This is a genomic window from Synergistaceae bacterium, from assembly GCA_031272035.1.
Classification (GTDB): domain Bacteria; phylum Synergistota; class Synergistia; order Synergistales; family Aminobacteriaceae; genus JAISSA01.
Window position 1 is genome coordinate 19,610 of record JAISUO010000095.1, and the last position, 20,425, is coordinate 40,034.

A 20,425-nucleotide genomic window follows, 5' to 3' on the forward strand; every position below is an offset into this window, starting at 1 on the left:
TTCGCCATGTTACGGGGAGGTATGGGAGAATGGCTGTAAACAGTGTTACGGACCCCACGGGGGGATTGTCCTCAAGTCAGCTTGAGGCTGCATCGCGCTCCGTTTCGCAGGAACTGGACAAGGACGCCTTTCTGAGGCTCCTGATCGCGGAGTTGTCCAATCAGGATCCGCTGAATCCGATGGATGACCGGGAATTTATCTCACAGATGGCGGAGTTCAGCAGTCTGGAGCAGATGACCAACATGACGAAGGCCCTGGAGGGACTGGCCTCCACTCAGGAGCAGTATTCGGCCGTCAGTTACATCGGCAAGACGGTATTTTTCCCGTACCAGGACGCCGAGGGGAACACGATTTCCGCCTACGACAAGGTGATAGCGGTGTGGTACGACGCTACGCAGGGGACTATTCTTCAAACGACCTACGGAGAAATAGCGCTGAAAAATATTGAAGGCGTGATGAACGAATCTCCCGACTCCCTCTGAAAGCGCCCTGTACATTTTGAGAGCGGCCCGCGGTATTTCGCCTTTGGCGGGATACCGTTTTTTTATGGCTGTCATGGCAATTTCAATTTCAGTTTCGATGTGGAGCATCCGACATTTAAACAGACTGAGGCAATAACGTAAACTGGAGCATTCAGAAGATTGACCTCATGGAATGGGGTATACAGTTCGCGGAGCGATGAAGCCTTATCGCAGGAGGGTGTCAGTATAAAATGTTAAGATCGCTTATGACGGCAGTGACGGGAGTGCGCGCGCATCAGACCATGCTCGACGTGACGGGAAACAACATCGCGAACGTCAACACGACGGGGTTCAAAAAGGATGTCACCATTTTTCAGGATCTCCTTTATCAGACGAGCAGCGGCGCCACCGGTCCCGGAGACAATATAGGAGGCGTCAACCCCGTTCAGGTCGGTCTGGGCGTCAAGGTCGCCGCTATCGAAACCATTCACAGTCAGGGCGCCGCGCAGTACACGGGCAACAAATCGGACGTGATGATCGAGGGCGAGGGGTATTTTATATTCAGTACGGGAAGCGGGGCCAACGTCTACGGCCGGGCTGGCAACTTCTACGTGGGGCCCGAAACGGAATATCGGCTGACCCACTCGGGCACGGGCTACCTGGTGCAGGGCTATCAAATGGAGCGTGACCCGCTGAACCCGCTGCAGTTCAACACAGGCAGCGAACTGGGAGATATTCGCATCCCCATTGGGACCAAAATGGAGGCCCGGGCCACCACCGTCGCGGCGTTCAAGTGCAACCTGGACAGCCGATCGGACGTCTATCTGCCCATCGGGTTCAAGGACATTCCCTGGGCGGATGGCTCCGGAAACGGAGAACACGCGCAGATCATGATGAACGGCCAGTCTTACGACGTGACGGTGACGACGGACCTGACCAGCACCAACGGGCAGGGGTATCTGACCTATACCTTCGACACGGTTCCTCCGGGGACCGGCACGGGGTTGACACTCGTATTCGACATGGTGGGAACGACGACCGACCCTGACGGGAAAACTGTCCCGAAGCTTGAGATCAATACTACGAGTTCGACGATGTTGGGCGCTGCGCTGCCAGGGGGGACTCTGCAGGCAACCCCGACTTTCGATGCGGTGACGGGAACCCTGAAGTTTACCGACTCCACTCCGCCAACGCCGACAAACGCGCTGTTGTGGGAAACAAACCTGTACGAAAGCATGAGCTATCAGTCTTTCAGCGTGACGGGGACGGGGGGACAAAACTATACCGTGATCGCGGAATTCGACGAGTCGACCCTCACCAACAGGGATGCGCCTGTAGATATGATCTTGTGGTTTGACGATGGGACCGGAACAATGACTCCAGTGCAGACGAAAGTTTCCTTCAAATCTGACGGAACCTTTGATACCGTGACGATAACGGGTACTCTTCCGGGTGGATTTACGGCGGGTACAGATTTTGAAATTGTTCCCACAGCAAACGGCAACGGGCTGGAGATCAAGGCGGCGAACCTTACAACCGGCGCTCCGATGTCCACGGTGGGGCAGATCACCATGGGGGGAATCCACCAGACCAAGATGACCGTGTACGACTGCCAGGGGTATGCCTACACCATGGAGGTCCAGTTCAAAAAGGTGTCGGAGAACACCTGGCGCTGGGAGGTCTTTTTCCCGGATTATCCCAATCTGGTGCCGACTCCTTCCAGCGGGGAGCTCGTTTTTGACAACAGCTGCCTCCTGCTCAAGCCTGAAACGGTGGACATCAACGTGCCCTACAGCCTGTTGGGGCGGGACAATGGAACGATCACCCTGGACTTCAGCGGAAAGACCTTCGGCTTGGATAAAATGGAGGGCATCACGCAGTTCGCCTCTGAGACCACGACCAAGGGATACTACCAGGACGGCTATGAAATGGGCGTCATGAACAACTACTCCATCGGCCAGGACGGGATCATCACGGGGCAGTACACCAACGGGCAGAATATGCCCCTTTACAGACTGGCGCTGGCGCAGTTCGCCAACCCCATGGGGCTCGATCAGGTAGGAGACACGATGTTTGCCGAGACGATCAACTCCGGAAAAGCGAACATCAACGCGGCTACGGTCAACGGCGCGGGTAAAACCCAAAGCGGTTATCTCGAGGGCTCGAACGTCGACCTGACGGAGGAGTTCACGCACCTGATCATCGCTCAGCGCGGCTTCCAGGCCAATACCCGCGTGATAACGGTCAGCGATCAGATTCTTGAAGAAGTCGTCAACCTGAAGCGTTAGGGTAAACCCGGATAACTGGTAGAATCGCTTACGGATAAAGAGGCCGAATGGATGATCGAACTCCATCGTTTGAACGGAGAGCTTTTTCTCCTGAATTCTGATATGATTGAGACTGTGGAGGTGACGCCGGATACGGTAGTGCGCCTCATCAATGGCCATCGTTACGTTGTCAGGGAAAGTTTCGACGATATTCGGAATGACATGATCGATTTTCGTAAAAAAGCCGGTTATACCTGTATTCCTTCGGGTATGCCGCTGGAGTCGGACGGTCCGCAGCAACGTTAGAAAACTCGTCATGCAGGGGGGACGCGTAACTTGGATTTAACCACTGTCATTGGTTGCCTTATGGCTTGGATACTCGTCATTGGAGCTATGGCTTCAGGAGGAAACCTCGGGGCCTATATCGACTTCCCTTCCATCCTGATCACCGTAGGAGGAACTGCGGGAGCTGTCACCATGGCGCATTCTTCCGATGTCCTGAAATCGGCAGCGGGTGCTTTCAAAAGCGCCTTCGTATCCAACGAGCCCAACCTTCTTGCGATGGTGCAAACGATCGTCAGCTTTGCTGAAAAGGCGCGGCGGGAGGGATTGCTGGCACTTGAAAGCGATGTTGCGGATCTGGACGACGAGTTTTTGCGCAAGTCCATTCAGCTCGTAGTGGATGGAACGGACCCTGAGCTGGTGAAAGCGATTCTGGACACGGAAATCGGTATTTTGGAGGATCGGCACTCGGCCAACAAGGCAATTTTCGACGCTATGGCGGAGTTGGCTCCGGCCTACGGAATGATTGGAACTCTGATCGGTCTCATCGCCATGCTGGGGAACCTGTCGGACGTGAGCGCCCTTGGGCCGGGCATGGCGGTGGCCCTTATCACCACCATGTACGGTTCCATGATCGCAAACATGTTTGCCATCCCCACCTCCAAGAAACTGGCGGCCCGCTCCGCCAAGGAAATCGTTTCCATGGAGCTGATGGTGGAGGGGATTCTCGCGATTCAGGCGGGAGAAAACCCTCGTATAGTCGAAGAAAAACTGAAGGTCTTCCTGCCGCCGAGACTGCGCACCAGGCTGGAGGCCGAGCAGAAAGAGAAAGAGTAGAAGGGAACGAACATGGCACGACAGAAAAAAGCTCCGGAAGCTCCGCCGGGCGCACCTCTCTTTATGGCGACCTATGGAGACATGATGACACTGGTTTTGTGTTTCTTCGTGCTGTTGTTTGCCATGTCGTCCATAGACTCGCAAAAGTTTCAGAAGGCGCTGATTTCTCTGAGAGGCTCTCTCGGAGTTCTGAAGGGCGGGGTCACTACGGAGGAGTCCACCATGGAAACGCCCAATGATTCCAGGCGGGAAGATGGGAAGGACGCCGGTTCCGCGGAGCGCTACGAAATGGACACCCAGCATGTGGCTCAGACGGTGGCCAGTTTCCTGCGGACCCAGGGTCTGGACAAGGCCATCCAGGTCACCGTTAACCAGCGGGGCGTGGCCGTCTCTCTCTCGGAGCAGTTCCTTTTCGACAGCGGAAGCGCCGTTCTGAAACCGGAAGGGCAGCGTTTGCTCAGTAAAATGGCGACCCTGGTGAGAAACGAGGTCCCCGCTCTTTCGGTGGAAGGGTACACGGATTCAACCCCTCTCAATGGGGGGATTTACAGAGACAACTGGGGGCTGTCTTCCTCCAGAGCGGCGGTTGTAGCCTCCTTTCTGGCCTCCAGTGGTTTTCCTTCTCAGAAACTTCAGGCGGTGGGTTACGCTTCCAATCATCCGGTGGTGCCCAACGACTCTCCCGACCACAGGGCTTTGAATCGCCGGGTAGAGCTTGTGTTTCTGTCGCAGTATCCGAAACATTAATAAGGGGTTGACCGGAAGACCATGAAAAGGATCATTATTTTTATCATTGTGGGACTGGTGATGTTTGGCGTCGGTTTTGGCGGCGGAATGATGCTGGGTCGTTCCATGGCCTCCAACGCGGCCGCAGAGGCCGAGAACAAAAAAATAGACGCTCCGGGGCCGGTGGTGTCCGTGGGAGAGTTCACGAGTAATCTTGCGGGTTCGGGCCGACACGTCATCAGTTTTACCGTGTCTCTGGAGGCCCTGAACGACAAAGCTGCGGAACTGCTCAATTCTCCGGGCTGGCTTCTCAGGATAAAGAACGAAATCCTTCTGATCGTGAAGGATAAAATTTACGAGGACCTCACGAGCGCCGAGGGGGCTCTGCATTTCGCCGAGGAGATCAAGAGATCCCTGAACGCGCAGCTGCCGGAAATCAAAGGCGAAGTTCCCGTGAGACGTGTTTTGTTTGAAACGTTTGTTTTGCAGTGACAGTCAGTGTTATTTTAAGGCAGGTGAGAGTTCTTGACTCCCGATGTGTTGTCCCAGAGTGAAATTGATTCCCTGTTGAGCGCGCTGACGAGCGGGTCCGTGGATCTCGACTCCATGACCCGGGACTCCAGCGAGTACAAAATTAAGGTTTATGACTTCAAGCGTCCGGACAAGTTCAGTAAGGACCAGCTTCGAGCCATACAGATGATCCACGAGGCTTTTGCCCGTCAGCTGACCACCGTCATGTCGACGCTGGTGCGTTCCATGATTTCGGCGGAGGTGGCGTCTGTAGATCAGCTCGCTTATGAGGAGTTCGTCAACTCCCTGGTTCAGCCGACGGTTATCGGTACGCTGGAGATGTACCCCTTCAATGGGAACGCCCTTATAGAAATCAATCCCAACCTCGTTTTCGCGATTATCGACAGACTTCTGGGAGGAAAAGGAGAGTTTTCCGGCAAGGCCAGAGAGCTTACGGATATAGAGAAAACGGTGACGGAGCGCGTCCTGATGCGGATGCTGGAACTCCTCGAAGAAAGCTGGAGTACCGTGGTGGACGTGCGTTTTCGGTTTGAAAGCATGGAGAGTAATCCGTTCTTTGTGCAGATTTGTCCCCCGCGGGATATGGTTCTTCTGGTCATCGTCAAGCTGAAGGTGGCCGAAGTGGAGGGTATGATCAGCCTTTGCATCCCTTACTTCCTCATGGAGCCCATTATCGATAAACTTTCGTCACAGCAGTGGTTTGTTTCTACGAGTCGCAAGAGTGACGAGAGCGTGAGAGAAAATCTCATGAAATCTCTGGAGAAAGTGAGAGTTCCGCTGGCGTTGGAACTGGGACATACCATCCTCAGCCTGGCCGACGTCTATTCTCTCGAAGCCGGAGACGTCATTCGCCTGGATGAGATGACGAATGAAGATGTCGATGTCAGAGTGGGAAATTACGTTCGTTTCAAGGCAAAACCGGGAACCGTCGAAGGGCGTCTTGCCGCCGAAATTACGGGTAAAGTCGACGTGGATCCGGAAGCAGATATGAGTACGGCGGAATCAGCGGCCGGAACCGAGGGAGGAAAAAATTAGATGGATGAACTGCTCAGTCAGGATGAGATAAACGCGCTTCTTTCGGGAGGTTCGTTCACGCCTTCGTCCTCTTCCGACCTGTCCATGGAGGATTCTCAGGTTTTGGACGAAGTCGGGTCCGTCTTTTCCAACTCGGAAAGCAGTGTTTTTGGAATGCTGGCGGGAAAAGACGTCAACGCGAAGGTCGAAGAAACAAAAGTCATGACCCAGGCGGAGTTCAAGGGACAGTTTGCTGAGGCGCCGTTTTTGTTCCGGGCGACTTTCGGCGGTTTCGACGACATGCCTCTGGCGTTTGTGGTAGACGTTCGCGGGGCGCTGACTTTGGCGGACCTGATGATGGGCGGGGAAGGCAAAGAGCTTCCGGAGTCCCCCAGTGAACTGTATTTGAACGCGGCTCAGGAGGGATTAAGTCAGGTTCTGGGGTCTTCCTTTACCAGTCTCAGTAGCGGGCTTCTGGGCGGACGACGTCTGATGCCGGAAAACACCGCTTCCGCGCTGCAGAAAGAAGACTGGCTGCCTTTCACCGACGCCGGAGCGGAGGGAAAGATATGGGTTTCTTCCGTGAAGGTGGAAATCGACGGACTGGAACCTTTTTCCGTGTGGACTGTCATGCCGGCGGAGTCGGCGAAAAATCTGGCCCAGGCGATCCATCAGGTCATGAACGCCTCCAGTGCTCCCGCCCCATCCGTTGCGGCCCCCGCCCCCGCTCCGGCCCCTGCGCCGTCCGGCGCTCCGGCTGGAGGAGGATTCGCCGCGCCGGCCTCTGCACCGTCGATGTCCATGCCACCCGTGCGAGGCGCACAGCAGCCGGGGCCCATGGTGGACGTGCATCCCGCGGAGTTCACGCCTCTCGCTGCCAGGGGACCGGCGGGAGCTTCCGCCAGCAGGATTGATCTGATCGCTGACATCCCGGTGCGAGTGACGGTGGAATTGGGGAAAACAAGGAAAAACATATCCGAAATTTTGAACATGACCACGGGGTCTGTAATTGAACTGGACAAAATGGCGGGAGAACCTGTAGATGTACTGGTTAATGGAAAGCTCATCGCCAGAGGAGAGGTCGTGGTCATCGACGAGAACTTTGGAGTACGTATCACCGAGGTTTTGAACGCGGCTTCCAAAACCTACGCGATGTAGTCGGCTGAGGGTTTTACGGTCGGAAATTCATCAGGATCCGCTGAAATATTTTCGACAGCGTGAGGCATGTTTTATCTCTTTAAATAACGTAATTATCCCCTCGAATAACTTCGGAGCTTCGTGGTATAATCTTCAAGAGAATTACCTGAAATCCAAAACAGGTTATACGAGTGGTGACTGGCCGGGGATTTTCGATAGCTTTTGAGGTGCGGGAAGCTCGTTTTGAGGTCAGAGAATCTTTTACTGAACGAGGGGTGCAGCATGGGCAAAAAGGTTCTTATAGTGGATGACGCAGCCTTTATGCGTATGATGTTGAAGGATATCCTTCAAAAAAATGATTTTGAAGTCGTTGGCGAAGCTGAGAACGGAAAGCTTGGCGTTGCGGCTTACCAGAAGTTCAAGCCGGACATCGTGACGATGGATATTACCATGCCGGAAATGAACGGGATTGATGCGGTGAAGGCAATAAAGGCGCTTGACCCCGGGGCAAAGATTGTCATGGTTTCCGCTATGGGCCAGCAGCCCATGGTTATTGAGGCGATTCAGGCGGGGGCCAATGACTTTATCGTCAAACCTTTCCAGCCGGAGCGTGTTGTGGAGGCTATTTCCAAAGTTCTTGGCTGATTTATTTGTCCTCAGAGGAGTTGTGTGACTACGAAGGAGGTCAGTCTCGCTTCTTACGTAATACGTGTTGTTTTGGCTCTTGGTCTGATGTCCCTGGCGGCACTGGTTTTTGTTGCATGGGCCAGAAAAAAAGGTTGGGCGAAACAAAATCAGACGTATGTTGAAATTATGGCATCCTTGCCGTTGGGTAAGGATGTTTTTTTCGTTTTGCGCTGTGGCCCGGAGGTCTTTGCCCTGACTTCCGGTTCCGGGGGGACCCGTCTGATAAGCAGGTGGAAATATGAAGAATGGAAACAGTATGACGGAAAGACGGAGCTCCCAAAGAATGAGCGCGGGCCGGTCTCGGAGTGAATCCGGGATCGATTCCGGAATGAACGCCGGACCGCGTGCGGGGAGGTTTTTTGAAAACTCCGGAGGCGTTGACAGGGGTATTTGGGACTGTCTCGTCTTCAGGTTTTCGGTTCCGTCTTTGGTTTTAGACTGGAAGAAACAGAAAAATCGAATTTTTACGATCCTTATCCTTGCGGCCTCGCTGACCCTCTTTTCCTGCCTGACGTTCTCCTTTCCCGTCGAGGCTGCCGTCGCGGAGGAGGCTCCACGGATACCTGTTCCGATGCTGCAGTTGAGCCTTACGCCTGCGGAATCTCCGCGCGACGTGGCTTTATCCCTGCAAATTTTGGCGCTGATGACTGTTTTGAGCCTGGCGCCGGCAATTTTGCTGATGTTGACGAGCTTTACGCGTATTGTCATCGTTCTGGGCTTCGTTCAGCGTTCCATCGGCCTTCAGCAGACGCCGCCTCAGCAGGTCGTGGTGGGACTCGCTCTTTTTCTCACGCTTTTTACCATGTACCCCACCTGGAATCGGGTTTACGAGCAGGGTCTCGCTCCCTATATGGCGGGCAATATCAATTCATCCCAGGCCTGGACGGAGACGGTGACCCCGATGCGGGAGTTCATGCTTCGCTACACCCGCCAGGAGGAGCTGTCCCTGATGGTTTCCATGTCCGGGATGGAACGTCCCGCTTCTGAGGATGTGGTCCCCACGAGAGTTCTGGTTCCCGCTTTTATGCTGAGCGAGCTCAAAACCGCTTTTCAGATGGGCGTGGTGATCTACATTCCTTTTATCGTGGTGGATATGGTGGTTTCCAGCGTCCTGTTGGCCATGGGCATGATGATGCTGCCTCCCATGTCGATCTCCCTGCCGTTTAAAATACTGCTGTTCGTCATGGCCGATGGCTGGAATCTCGTAGTCGTGAGCCTTCTTAAAAGTTTTACGAACGTGCCCTGATACTTCGGGACGAAGGGTGAAAAATCGCCATGGAAATAATTCCTGTCAGTATGTATGATGTTTTGAGCGGCGCGGTGTGGACGATGCTTTACGTCGTTTTGCCCGTTTTGCTGGTGGCTATGGGAGTGGGACTGATTATCGGCATTTTACAGACCGCCACGTCCATCCAGGAGCAGACCCTCATTTTTGTTCCCAAAATTCTGGCGGTATTTTTGTTTCTCGTCCTCGCCGGTCCCTGGATGTCCGGAAAAATTTTGCAGATGACCCGGGATATTTTGGGACAGCTTGAACGATTCATAAGATGAAGGGCATTGAATGAATAAGGGGAATAAATGATGGACAGGCTCGAAATTCCCGTTCAGTTGCTGATGGTGTATTTTTTGATTCACCTGCGTTTTGTGGGAATGATGTTCACGTCGTCGCTTTTTGTTGCGGCGGGGGCGCCTCTGCCGCTGCGTTTTTTGGGAGCCGTCCTCCTGACCGTTATCGCCGCCGGCACGGTCCGGGAGAGCCTTATTCCGATGATCCTTTTCGAAAACTGGATCTCGATTTCCATTTTGGCCCTGAGGGAATTTTTGATCGGAACCCTCATCGGTCTTTTGGCCGGCCTGCCCCTGTTTGCCCTCCAGACGGCGGGAGAACAGATCGGAATGGCGATGGGCCTGTCCATGGCCAACGCCATAGACCCCATGACCCAGAGCCAGACGTCTCTGGTGTCGCAAATTCAGTTTATGGTGGGGCTCTGGTTCTACTTTCGCTGGAACGGACATCTGCTGATGGTTCAATCGGTGGTGGAAAGCCTGCGTTACATCCCCCTGGCGAAACTTTCCCTGATTCCGGCCAGTGAGATCGCTTTTGGCGTTTGGGTGCAGGGCGTTTTCCGCCTGGCGATGAAAATGGTGATTCCCTATTACTGCGCCCTGCTGCTGGCGGACGTGGGGCTGGGTTTTCTCGCGCGAACCGTGCCTCAGATGAACGTGTTCATTCTCGGACTGCCCCTCAAGGTCGGGCTGGGACTTTTCGTGCTGATGCTGGCTCTGCCTCTAACGGTGGACCTGGTTCACGAACAGCTGGAGCGGTGGATCGACTTCGCGCTCAAAACCGCTCTGATCTGGCGATGACGCCCGTCGGCGAAGAAATGGGGATTCGGGCCTTCTTTTTCGACCTGCAGTTTTTTGCGCAGGAGCGAACGGAACCCGCCACCCCGAAAAAACGTCAGAAGGTGCGGTCCGAGGGGAAGGTCTGCAAAAGCGTGGACCTGACGGCGGCTGTGGAGATTCTGGCGGGGCTGCTGGGGCTTTTGGCCATGGGCTCTTCCATTATTCTGGGACTGGTGGGCTACCTGCGGGAAACCCTCTCCTTTCTGGGGGAGGAAACGCTGCTGCGGGATGGCTGGTTCAGCTGGACGGCGGATACGGCGGTGCGGGTTTACGTCAGCTCCTGGGTGTTCGTGGGCCTTCTTATCGTCGTTGCCGTCATCGCCGTCATAATCCGGCAGGTGGGCTGGAGCATCACCTTTGAGCCCTTCAGTTTCAATCTCGGACGTCTGAACCCCGTCACCGGCATGAAAAAGATCATCTCCCTGAGGTCTGTGGTGGAGCTTCTCAAGGGCCTGCTGAAGGCGTCGATTTTTGCCCTCATCATTTACATCGCGCTGAAGGACAAGCTGCCCGACGCGATCCGGGCGATGCAGATCCCACCGGAAAACGGGGCGCTTCAGCTCTGGGATCTGCTCTGGAACCTGTCCATGCGACTGGCCCTCATGCTGTTGGTCATGGGAGCCATCGACTACTTCTACCAGAAATGGGATTTTGAAAAATCCATTCGAATGAGCCGGCAGGAGATCAAGGAAGAGTATAAGCAGATGGAGGGGGATCCCCAGATCAAGAACAAGATTCGCCAGAAACAGCGGGAACTGGCGAAAAAAAGAATGATGTCCTCCGTTCCGAAGGCGGACGTGGTCATCACCAACCCCACAACTCTGGCAATCGCTCTGGTGTACAATCGGGAACTGATGGTCGCCCCCCAGCTCACGGCCAAGGGCAAGGGCTTCGTCGCCCGAAGAATTCGTGAAATTGCTGAGGAATACGGCATTCCCATCGTCGAAGACAAACCCCTCGCCTGGGCGCTTTACGAGGGAGTCGAGATCGGGGAAGAAGTTCCGGAAAACCTGTATCGCGGTGTTGCGGAAATCCTGGCCATGGTTTACCGGCTGAAGAAAAAACCTTCTGTTGTTGTATAATCGCAGGAAGATTTTTGTAATGTAAAGGGATGTCATGAAAGGAGTATTACACCATTATGTTAAAAAAAATGAAAAATTTGATGCCTGGGATGCCGGAGCTCCCTGCGGGGAAAAATAAAGAGGGGCGCAGGCTGGCCCGGTGGAAATTTCTGCTGGCTCTGGCTCTGGTGTTTTTGACCTGTTCTTCCGCGGCTGCGGCCAGGGAGGACAAGGTTCTGAAGGACTGGACGAGAAGTCTGGAGTTCACCGATTCCAGCGGCGGGCAGGTGGTGCGGATCAAAGTCACCTACTACGCGGCGGAGTACATTGAGGCCCTGATTCGCTCCGAGGCCGAAAAAAACCTCTGGACCCGGGACGAGGAAGAGCGGTACAGATATAACCTCCTCAAAACTCTGGACCTGGAGGAGAAAATCGCGTTCCACGTCGATTTTGACGTTTTGGGGACCGCCGTGTACCTTCAGCCCTTTGACCGACAGCTCAAACTTTACGCGGGCAAAAGAACTCTGACGCCCGTAGATTACGACAAACGTTTCAATTTCAAACTCCAGGGGCAGCGGGACGGCATGATCTGGTTTCCCCGTTTCGACGGAAAAACGGGCAAAAATCTGCTGGACGGCGTGAAGGATCTGCGGCTTACCATCAACGGCTCCATCAGTCAGGCCACCACCCGAGCAGGAGACGTCCGGTTCGTCTGGGACATCCGGGGCGACGACCCCTCCTCGCTCAACAAGGGGCTGGCCGCATCGAGACTGGAGATGGACCGGCTGATTAAACGCACCGAAAAGCTTCGCACGGACAGGGCAAAACTGCAGGAGCAGCTGGACGCCATCGATAAGGAACTGCGCGAGGTGGACAACCGCATCGATACGCTGCAAACACAGAACGATTAATGAATAAATTGACTGACTGCTGACTGCGGAAGGTTTTTCTCAATATTAAGGGGGCATTTTTAATATGGAACGCATTGCGGTACTCACCAGCGGGGGGGACGCGCCCGGAATGAACGCGGCCATAAGGGCGGTGGTTCGGACGTGTCTTTTTAACGAAAAAGAATGTATAGGCGTCATGAGGGGCTTTGAAGGGCTTATTGACGGGGATTATATTCCCCTGAACCGGGCCTCGGTGGGGGGCATTCTTCACAGGGGAGGCACGATTTTGAAAACGGCCCGCAGCGAGCGGTTCATGACCGAACAGGGACAGGATGCCGCCATCGCCAAAATGCGGGAAGCAGGAATAGAGGGTTTGGTTGTGATCGGAGGCGACGGCTCCTTCCATGGAGCCAAACGGCTGCACGACAAGGGATTTCCTGTCATTGGCATCCCCGGAACCATCGACAACGACGTGGCCGGCACGGATGAGACCATCGGTTTCGACACGGCCGTAAATACGGCGCTGGAGGCGATCATGCGCCTGCGGGACACGGCGTCCAGTCACGACCGCCTATTCATCGTGGAGGTCATGGGGCGCAACGCGGGGTTCCTCGCTCTGGAAATCGCGGTGGCCTCCGGCGCGGAGTACGTGGTGGTTCCCGAACTGCCCCTGAGCATCGGCAACCTCTGCCAGAGATTGCGCATTTCTCACGAGGTGCGGAAGAGCCATACTCTCATTATCCTTGCGGAGGGCGTGATGCACGGCAACGATATGAGGGACAAACTCCAGGATACGGGAGGCTATGACGCTCGCGTCACGGTGCTGGGCTATATCCAGCGGGGAGGCAGTCCCACCTCCTTCGACGTCATTCTGGCCTCGCGGATGGGCGCTTACGCGGCGGAATCCCTGTTTGTGGGAAAGTCCGGCGTGATGGTGGGGAACATGAACCACAGAATGGTTCTGACCGACCTGGAACGGACCTGGAGTGAGCGCAAAAGCCTGAGCCCCGAACTTTTGGGTCTGATGGAGAAACTGAACTAGAGCCGTTGAACCTTGTTCCCGGTGTCACGCGTCTTTTTTCAGTACACGATTACGCAATCCGTTATAATCCGGAGGGCGATAACCAGGGGGTAGATCTTTCGGTGGACATTGATATTGCTGCGCTGCAGGCGATTGTAGCGCCCAACACGCAGGCTCGGGGGGCCTCGTCTCTTTGTCGGCCCGTCTTTTGGGAACGGGCGCTGGAGCTGCTGATAAAATCTTCCCGGGTCGTGATCGTCACGGGGTTTTATATCCGTCGAATGCAGGCCTCCGAAACGGACGGGCCGCCCGGCGCCGTTATTTTGGGTCGGGCTTTGGCCTCGGCGGGCAGGGATGTTCTTTTGCTGACCGACAGCCGGTGTCGCGTGTATCTGGAGGCCTGTTCCCGAAGCGTAGGAGGGCCTGCCGTGATTTGCGCCGACGATGCCGCGGCGGTATCCGCTCCCATGGACCTCCTGGTTTTCATCGAGCGCCCGGGGAGAGCCGTCGACGGATGCTATTATAATATGAAGGGAGTGGACATCAGCGATGTGGTGGCTCCCCTGGATGATCTGGCAGAATCCGCGTCAGAGCGGGGTATTCCGGTCCTTTCCATTGGCGACGGAGGCAACGAAGCCGGTATGGGAGCGCTTTATGATCCGCTGAAGGCCCTTCTCCCCGACTTCTCGATCTGTATCTCAAAAGTTCCCTCAAACGTCTGCCTGCCCGTAGATGTCTCGAACTGGGGAGGCTACGCGCTGGCGGCGCTTCTGTCCGTTTTTTACCATCGCTGGCTGGGGCTCGACGAAAACGAAGAGGACAAAATGTTGCAGGCGCTTCTGAAAGCGGGGGCCGTCGACGGTATTTTGGGGCTTGCGAATCCTTCGGTGGATGGCATTTCTCTTCCTGAATTGAATGAGGTTTCATTGGCCATAAAAAACTGGTATTTTGGGAGTCTGTAAGGTATAATGTCAAAAAAGCGACGGCCATTTTTATTGATAGTTATGCTTTTTGCCGCAGCTTTAGCGTTCCTTTCCTTCTGGGTTATCCGACAGAATAGTACTCGGCCGGGAGAATCTCTGGAGATTCGTAATGTTGTAGTCAGTACTGAAGTGGATAACAGGCTCCATCTGACAGGCGCTGTTTCGCGGTTTCCCTACGGAACGAGGCAGGTGTGTCTGCGTTTTGATTACGGAAAAGCCGCGAAGAACAGTACTATCAGGATACACTGGTTTCTGGGAGAGAAACGTGTTCAGTCGGATACTTATGCTCTTTCGGTCCCGTCGGGTTCGAAAATTTATGGACTGGTGCGGGAAAATGGTCAGCCTTTGCCCAGAGGTTCTTATTCCATAAGTATCATCAGCAACGAGGAACGTCTCTCCGAGTTCAGATTTGAAATTTATTAGGGCCGCTTTTGCGATCCTGAAGCGTCGCTCCGCCTCTCCCATGCGCGGAGAAACGTGTATTTATAATCATGAGGTGAAATGGAATATGGCTTATATTTTTTCGTACAGGGCGGCATATCGTTATGGTTGCATCTAAAGAAAAGAAGGAGGTCGCGGAACAGACGGTTCTGACCCGGAAACGAACCCGGACCGTTCGGGAGACGACTGCGGAGACCCCTGCGAGGAGACGAGTGACGGCCAAAACTCCCTCCCCGGATGTCCCTCAGGAGCCTGCGACGGCGGAAGCTCCTCCGGAGGAAAGCCCCAAAGCGACGCCGAAACCCCGGGGACGACGACCTCGGCTGACGGGGGGAGAGACGCCTCTTCTGCCTCTGCTCGCGGAGCCCTCGGCGCCGGAGCCTTCGAAGGCGCAGGAAACGGCTCCCCCCGCCTCTCAGGAAACGCCGGAGCCCCCTGCTTCCCAGCCCGTCGCGACGGAATCCCCTTCTTCGAATCTGCCGGCCCCTGCAGCCGTTCCGGAACCTCCTGCTCCCGCGGTGGAGGTCTATTCTCCTCCCAAACCCAAGCATTCGTATGGATACCTCGCCGCTCAGACTCTGGTGGACCTGCGAAAAATCGGAAAAGAACTCTCTGTGCCGGGAGCGACGACACTCCGCAAGGACGATCTCATTATTTCCGTTCTGAAGGCCCAGGCCGAAAGCATGAACTACAAGTTCGGCGGAGGCACCCTTGAAATTCTGCCCGAGGGGTTCGGTTTCCTTCGACCCAAGGGAATGCTGCCCACGGACAATGACGTTTATCTGTCCGTTTCCCAGATCCGACGCTTCGGGCTGCGCAACGGAGACGTGATCTGGGGGCTCATTCGTCCTCCGCGGGAACAGGAACATTACGAGGCTCTTCTTCGAGTGGAGACGGTGAATTTCTCGGATCCGGAGCATTCCCGGCGTCGGGCCCAGTTCGGGCAGCTTACGCCCATTTTCCCCAATATCCGCATGAACCTGGAAACGGGGCCCAAGGACCTGGCCACCCGGCTGGTGGATATGTTCGCTCCCATTGGAATGGGGCAGAGGGCTCTGATCGTCTCGCCTCCGAAAGCGGGAAAAACGACCCTTCTGAAGCGAATCGCCAACGCCATCTCCGTAAACTGCCCCGACGTGATCCTGATGGCTCTCCTGATTGACGAGCGCCCCGAAGAAGTCACGGACATCGCGCGATCGGTGGACGGAGAGGTCATCGCCTCCACCTTCGACCGTCCCGCGGACGAACACATCCGTGTGGCGAACCTGGCCCTGGAGAAAGCCAAACGTCTGGCCGAGGCAAAACGGGACGTGGTCATTCTGCTGGACTCCATTACGCGCCTGGCGCGGGCCTCGAACCTGACGGTTCCTCCTTCGGGACGGACCCTGTCAGGCGGTCTGGACCCCTCCGGACTGTATTTCCCCAAGCGGTTTTTCGGCGCGGCCCGCAACTTCGAAGAGGGCGGCAGTCTGACCATCGTGGGCACGGCGCTGACGGATACGGGCAGCCGCATGGACGACGTCATCTACGAGGAGTTCAAGGGGACCGGCAACATGGAGCTGCACCTGTCCCGCAAACTGGCGGAGCAGAGAATTTTCCCCGCCATAGACATCACCCGGTCGGGAACCCGAAGAGAGGAGCTCCTGATGCCGGAGGACGAACTCGCCCGCCTCTGGGTGCTGCGCAAGCGCATCGTGGGCGTCGACGAGGCCGGAGCTCTGAATCTCATTCTCGATAAACTGCGGCAGACTCAGAACAATAAGGAATTTTTACTTTCCATTAAGCTGCCCTGAAGAAGGGACGTCCTGAAGCGGAATAAACATCTGAATTGGGACAAAAGTCCGCTTTTAATCGGGACGTGACAAAATCAGGGAAATATGAAGGCATAGAACTTCCGACTATGGTATAATCAGGAAAACGGGAGTTTGCCCTCTGAAAAGCAGATATTATTTTTGTGTGAGTTTTTTGGGGCAACAACTGTTGTATGTAATTTTTAATTTGTGTGTAGTTTTAATTTGACTATCTTTAATTTCCAGAAAAAAGATGCCTGTTGAGGGAATGTGTGTGATAGTCCAGCCTGCATAACCGGGAGGGATGTGTTTGAAAACATCCGGACGGAAGCGAGTCTCCGTCGACGAGAAGAGAATGAGCGTCAAAGAGTTTCGATGGGGATTTTGCTTGTTGATAGTTTTGATGTTTGGATTGTCGGTTTTCCTGATGGTATCGGCGGGAAGCCGTTTTTCCGAAGCCGCCTGGGGAATTTTGCCAATCGACGGCAGCGATGATATTTCAGCGGACGGTTTTATGGCCGTTGACCTGAGCGACACGGTGGAGCAGGATACGAATCCGTTCGCGATGGTGGCGTCGATGAGAGGCGCGGCGTTTGCGTTTCAGCGCCCTGCCGACGACGGGGAATTTCTTCCGGGCGAGGGGGAAACAGGGACCCCGGAGTTCTTTCGACGTTCGCTTCCCTCGGAGGTGAACGCGGGGGCCAATCTGCCCGCAGCGGAGAAGATCGAATCGGATTTGAAATTGCCTTCCGCCGCAACAAAAATGACGTCCATCCCGCTTCCTTCGCCGTTCAGCGAACCAGTGGGAGATTTCGGGCCTCTGCCCCGGGATCTTTCGGATTTTGAGTCCATCGTTCTGAATACCACTGAAGATGGTTTACGCCTTCCGGACGATTCTCTGGGAGATCTTCCTTCCATGGATCTTCCGGACGAAGATATCATTCTGGCGCAGGTGGGGCCTCACTGGAAGGAGCACGTGGTCAAAACCGGAGAAACGCTGTCGGACATTGCGCTTTTGTACGGCGGGGTCACGACGCAGGATATTCTCAGAGCCAATGGTCTGAAAGACGCCAACCGCCTTACGGCCCAGCAGATTCTTCTCATTCCGGACGATGCCGGATACATTGAAGATACGCTGGAAGAGGTGCGCATTCGGCAGTCCCGGGTGGCGGCGCTTCGGGAACAGGTGGTTCCCCTGAAGGTGGCCGCCTACGTGGTGACGGCGGGGGACAACCTCTGGTCCATCGCCAACTCTCATGATCTGGAACTGGATACGCTCATCGGGAGCAACACGTTCAGGGAATCCACCGTTCTGAAGCCGGGCATGGTGCTGAGAATCCCCAATCAGGATGGTATTTTTTACAAACTGAAAAAAGGGGACACAATGGACAGCCTCGTCAGAAAATACCAGGTGTCCCTCAGCAAGATCAAAAAGGTAAATCCGACGGTGGACGTGGTTTCTCTGAAGGCAGGGGACGAAATTTTCCTGCCGGGAGCCCGGCCGGAGGCCATTGTCGAGGCGAAGAAAGCCGATACGCCCGGAAAGAAAACCGCTTCCCCGGCCGCGACGGTTCAAAATAAGGGAGCCCGTCTCTACCGGTGGCCGGTTATGGGAAAGATCAACAGCCCCTTCGGATGGCGCCGTCATCCCATCACGAAGCGGAAGGACTTCCACACGGGGCTGGACATCAAGGCCAACCGGGATACGGTGATTCGATGCGCCCGGGACGGCAGGGTGGCTTACTCCGGATGGATGGGAGGCTACGGTAAGGTCGTTGTTGTGGAGCACGCCAACGGTCAGTCCACTCTGTACGCCCATTGCAATTCCCTTCTGGTGCAGAAGGGGGAGAAGGTCTCCGTTGGGCAGAATATCGCCAGAGTGGGTACCACGGGCCGGACGACCGGACCTCACCTCCACTTTGAAGTGCGCCTGGGCAACAGGGCCGAAAATCCGCTCAAGTATCTGAGGTAAAATCCCGCAGAAATTTGGGAAGATTTTTGGGAGATTGACAATCGGGGAAATTGGCTTCTTGACGAAGTGAGCCCTGAACGGTTAGAATATCTTAAATAGAATATTTCAAAACGCAGAATGTGATTTTTCAAGAATAGCACCGGACTGGAATTTTTTTTTTCTGGTCCGGTTTTTGTTTTGTGTACGAGTATGATTTAATCGGTTTTTATGTTTCAGTTTTTTATGTTTAGTTTATGGGAGGATCAGTGAAGAAGATGGCGAAATACGTTTTTATAACGGGTGGTGTGGTTTCTTCATTGGGCAAGGGGATAACGGCGGCGTCAATAGGCACGCTGCTGAAGAAACGAGGCTTTCGCGTATCCATCATCAAGGTGGACCCCTATCTCAACGTGGACGCGGGGACGATGAATCCCTTTCAGCACGGAGAGGTCTTCGTCACCGACGACGGCGCGGAGACGGACCTGGATCTGGGGCACTACGAGCGGTTCATCGACGAGTCTCTGGGGGATGAAAACAGCATTACGACGGGGAAAATCTATTCCAGCGTCATCGACAGAGAGCGTCGGGGAGCCTATCTGGGGGGCACCGTTCAGGTCATTCCCCATATCACCAACGATATTCAGGAACGCCTGATTCGAGCGGGAGAGGGCCGCGACGTGGTCATTGTGGAAATCGGCGGCACCGTGGGGGACATCGAAAGCCTTCCCTTTCTGGAGGCGATCCGCCAAATGTCCGACCGGGTGGGACGGGGAAACGCCATTTACTGCCATGTCACGCTGGTCCCCTGGCTGGAGGCCGCCCGGGAACTGAAGACCAAACCCACCCAGCACAGCGTTCAGGAACTTCGCCGCATCGGCATACTGCCCCATATTCTGGTGTGCCGGACCAGCCATCCCATGGACACGGACATGAAGAACAAGATCGCGCTCTTCTGCACCGTCCCTCCGGAGGCGGTGATCGAGGTCAGGGACGAGCCCACGATTTACAACGTCCCCATCAGCCTCCACCGGCAGAACCTGGATACCCTCGTTCTTCAGTACCTCTCCATCCCCTGTGAAAGCGGCCCGGACCTGGAGGACTGGCGTCTCGTGGTGGACCGCTTCATGAACGCCCCTGAGTCCGTGGAAATTGCGCTGGTGGGAAAATATATCCAGCACAAGGACGCTTACCTCAGCGTCGTGGAGGCCCTTCACCACGCGGGGATTCATCACAACGTGAAGGTGAAGGTTCGCTCCGTGGAGTCCTCGGACGTGGAGAAACAGGGCGTGGACGCCATGCTGGAGGGCGTGGACGGCATTTTGATCCCCGGAGGGTTCGGCTCCCGGGGCATCGAGGGAAAAATCGCCACGGTTCGCTACGCCCGGGAAAACAAAATTCCCCTTTTCGGCATTTGCCTGGGAATGCAGATGATGGTGGTGGAGTACGCCCGCAACGTCTGCCGCCTGGCGGGGGCCCACAGCGAGGAAATGGACCCCGCCACGGTCCATCCCGTTATCCACAGAATGCCGGAGCAGATCGGCCTTGAGAAGATGGGAGGAACCATGCGCCTCGGAGCTTACGACTGCGACCTGGTCGAAGGGTCCGCGGCCGCCCTGGCCTATGGCGCGAAGCGCATCAGCGAGCGCCATCGCCACCGCTACGAGTTCAACAACACCTACAGAGAACGCCTGGAAGACGCCGGGCTGCGGATTTCCGGAATCTGTACGGAGCGGAACCTGGTGGAAATCGTGGAGCTGCCGGGACATCCCTGGTTTTTGGGTGGGCAGTTTCACGGTGAACTGAAGTCCCGCCCCATCCGGCCTCATCCGTTATTTGCCGCTTTTGTCGGAGCTTCCATAAAAAATCGCGACTCAAACTGATAAAATACGCAGGGCGACCTTTGCGCGTGTTTTTGCCTCGTATCCGCGATGGGGTTTCTG

Annotated in this window: 19 protein-coding genes; all 19 read left to right on the forward strand. The window is 55.3% G+C overall.

Annotated elements, in window-relative coordinates; translation table 11 throughout:
- Positions 1-29: 29 nt before the first annotated feature.
- The 19 genes from LBR61_11130 (at position 30) to LBR61_11220 (ending at position 20,365) form a co-directional block, all read left to right on the forward strand.
- Positions 30-482, forward strand: coding sequence for a flagellar hook assembly protein FlgD (locus LBR61_11130; GenBank protein MDR1732633.1), 453 nt, complete (start codon positions 30-32; stop codon positions 480-482).
- A 230-nt stretch (positions 483-712) separates the two neighbouring features.
- A complete protein-coding gene (locus LBR61_11135) occupies positions 713-2,749 on the forward strand; it encodes a flagellar hook-basal body complex protein (GenBank protein ID MDR1732634.1) in 2,037 nt (678 codons plus the stop codon).
- A gap of 51 nt (positions 2,750-2,800) precedes the next feature.
- A complete protein-coding gene (locus LBR61_11140) occupies positions 2,801-3,034 on the forward strand; it encodes a flagellar FlbD family protein (GenBank protein ID MDR1732635.1) in 234 nt (77 codons plus the stop codon).
- A 30-nt stretch (positions 3,035-3,064) separates the two neighbouring features.
- A complete protein-coding gene (locus LBR61_11145; GenBank protein MDR1732636.1) occupies positions 3,065-3,847 on the forward strand; it encodes a motility protein A in 783 nt (260 codons plus the stop codon).
- A 12-nt stretch (positions 3,848-3,859) separates the two neighbouring features.
- On the forward strand, positions 3,860-4,594 hold the full coding sequence (locus tag LBR61_11150; GenBank protein ID MDR1732637.1) for a flagellar motor protein MotB: 735 nt from the start codon (positions 3,860-3,862) through the stop codon (positions 4,592-4,594).
- A 21-nt stretch (positions 4,595-4,615) separates the two neighbouring features.
- Positions 4,616-5,065 (forward strand): flagellar basal body-associated FliL family protein, encoded by a 450-nt coding sequence (locus tag LBR61_11155; protein ID MDR1732638.1) that lies wholly within the window; start codon positions 4,616-4,618, stop codon positions 5,063-5,065.
- Between the two features lie 33 nt (positions 5,066-5,098).
- Positions 5,099-6,139 (forward strand): flagellar motor switch protein FliM, encoded by a 1,041-nt coding sequence (gene fliM, locus LBR61_11160; protein MDR1732639.1) that lies wholly within the window; start codon positions 5,099-5,101, stop codon positions 6,137-6,139.
- Complete coding sequence (gene fliY, locus LBR61_11165; GenBank protein MDR1732640.1) at positions 6,140-7,276, forward strand: flagellar motor switch phosphatase FliY; 1,137 nt, start codon at positions 6,140-6,142, stop codon at positions 7,274-7,276.
- A 261-nt stretch (positions 7,277-7,537) separates the two neighbouring features.
- Entirely contained in the window at positions 7,538-7,900 is a 363-nt protein-coding gene (locus tag LBR61_11170; protein MDR1732641.1) for a response regulator, read from the forward strand.
- A gap of 280 nt (positions 7,901-8,180) precedes the next feature.
- A complete protein-coding gene (gene fliP, locus LBR61_11175) occupies positions 8,181-9,188 on the forward strand; it encodes a flagellar type III secretion system pore protein FliP (protein MDR1732642.1) in 1,008 nt (335 codons plus the stop codon).
- Positions 9,189-9,217: 29 nt separating this feature from the next.
- Complete coding sequence (fliQ, locus tag LBR61_11180) at positions 9,218-9,493, forward strand: flagellar biosynthesis protein FliQ (protein ID MDR1732643.1); 276 nt, start codon at positions 9,218-9,220, stop codon at positions 9,491-9,493.
- A 27-nt stretch (positions 9,494-9,520) separates the two neighbouring features.
- Complete coding sequence (locus tag LBR61_11185) at positions 9,521-10,309, forward strand: flagellar biosynthetic protein FliR (GenBank protein ID MDR1732644.1); 789 nt, start codon at positions 9,521-9,523, stop codon at positions 10,307-10,309.
- Complete coding sequence (flhB, locus tag LBR61_11190; protein ID MDR1732645.1) at positions 10,267-11,430, forward strand: flagellar biosynthesis protein FlhB; 1,164 nt, start codon at positions 10,267-10,269, stop codon at positions 11,428-11,430. Before LBR61_11185 ends, flhB begins: the two co-directional genes overlap by 43 nt.
- A gap of 56 nt (positions 11,431-11,486) precedes the next feature.
- The gene (locus tag LBR61_11195) at positions 11,487-12,320 is read left to right on the forward strand and encodes a hypothetical protein (GenBank protein ID MDR1732646.1); all 834 of its coding nucleotides are present in this window, start codon (positions 11,487-11,489) and stop codon (positions 12,318-12,320) included.
- A gap of 64 nt (positions 12,321-12,384) precedes the next feature.
- Positions 12,385-13,341, forward strand: coding sequence for a 6-phosphofructokinase (gene pfkA / locus LBR61_11200; GenBank protein ID MDR1732647.1), 957 nt, complete (start codon positions 12,385-12,387; stop codon positions 13,339-13,341).
- A gap of 101 nt (positions 13,342-13,442) precedes the next feature.
- Positions 13,443-14,282 carry a DUF4392 domain-containing protein gene (locus tag LBR61_11205; GenBank protein MDR1732648.1) on the forward strand — a complete coding sequence of 280 codons (840 nt, stop codon included), beginning with the start codon at positions 13,443-13,445 and terminating at the stop codon, positions 14,280-14,282.
- A 566-nt stretch (positions 14,283-14,848) separates the two neighbouring features.
- The gene (rho, locus tag LBR61_11210; protein ID MDR1732649.1) at positions 14,849-16,537 is read left to right on the forward strand and encodes a transcription termination factor Rho; all 1,689 of its coding nucleotides are present in this window, start codon (positions 14,849-14,851) and stop codon (positions 16,535-16,537) included.
- A 307-nt stretch (positions 16,538-16,844) separates the two neighbouring features.
- On the forward strand, positions 16,845-18,506 hold the full coding sequence (locus LBR61_11215; protein MDR1732650.1) for a LysM peptidoglycan-binding domain-containing M23 family metallopeptidase: 1,662 nt from the start codon (positions 16,845-16,847) through the stop codon (positions 18,504-18,506).
- A 254-nt stretch (positions 18,507-18,760) separates the two neighbouring features.
- A complete protein-coding gene (locus tag LBR61_11220; protein MDR1732651.1) occupies positions 18,761-20,365 on the forward strand; it encodes a CTP synthase in 1,605 nt (534 codons plus the stop codon).
- The last annotated feature ends 60 nt before the right edge of the window (positions 20,366-20,425 follow it).

Bases quoted from the DNA above. Each gene is read 5' to 3' on its own strand.
- fliY (MDR1732640.1), top strand. From the start codon at position 6,140: ATGGATGAACTGCTCAGTCAGGATGAGATAAACGCGCTTCTTTCGGGA.
- LBR61_11155 (MDR1732638.1), top strand. From the start codon at position 4,616: ATGAAAAGGATCATTATTTTTATCATTGTGGGACTGGTGATGTTTGGC.
- LBR61_11135 (MDR1732634.1), top strand. From the start codon at position 713: ATGTTAAGATCGCTTATGACGGCAGTGACGGGAGTGCGCGCGCATCAG.
- pfkA (MDR1732647.1), top strand. From the start codon at position 12,385: ATGGAACGCATTGCGGTACTCACCAGCGGGGGGGACGCGCCCGGAATG.
- LBR61_11195 (MDR1732646.1), top strand. From the start codon at position 11,487: ATGTTAAAAAAAATGAAAAATTTGATGCCTGGGATGCCGGAGCTCCCT.
- LBR61_11170 (MDR1732641.1), top strand. From the start codon at position 7,538: ATGGGCAAAAAGGTTCTTATAGTGGATGACGCAGCCTTTATGCGTATG.
- LBR61_11150 (MDR1732637.1), top strand. From the start codon at position 3,860: ATGGCACGACAGAAAAAAGCTCCGGAAGCTCCGCCGGGCGCACCTCTC.
- LBR61_11185 (MDR1732644.1), top strand. From the start codon at position 9,521: ATGATGGACAGGCTCGAAATTCCCGTTCAGTTGCTGATGGTGTATTTT.
- fliP (MDR1732642.1), top strand. From the start codon at position 8,181: ATGAAGAATGGAAACAGTATGACGGAAAGACGGAGCTCCCAAAGAATG.
- LBR61_11140 (MDR1732635.1), top strand. From the start codon at position 2,801: ATGATCGAACTCCATCGTTTGAACGGAGAGCTTTTTCTCCTGAATTCT.
- LBR61_11130 (MDR1732633.1), top strand. From the start codon at position 30: ATGGCTGTAAACAGTGTTACGGACCCCACGGGGGGATTGTCCTCAAGT.
- rho (MDR1732649.1), top strand. From the start codon at position 14,849: ATGGTTGCATCTAAAGAAAAGAAGGAGGTCGCGGAACAGACGGTTCTG.
- LBR61_11220 (MDR1732651.1), top strand. From the start codon at position 18,761: ATGGCGAAATACGTTTTTATAACGGGTGGTGTGGTTTCTTCATTGGGC.
- fliQ (MDR1732643.1), top strand. From the start codon at position 9,218: ATGGAAATAATTCCTGTCAGTATGTATGATGTTTTGAGCGGCGCGGTG.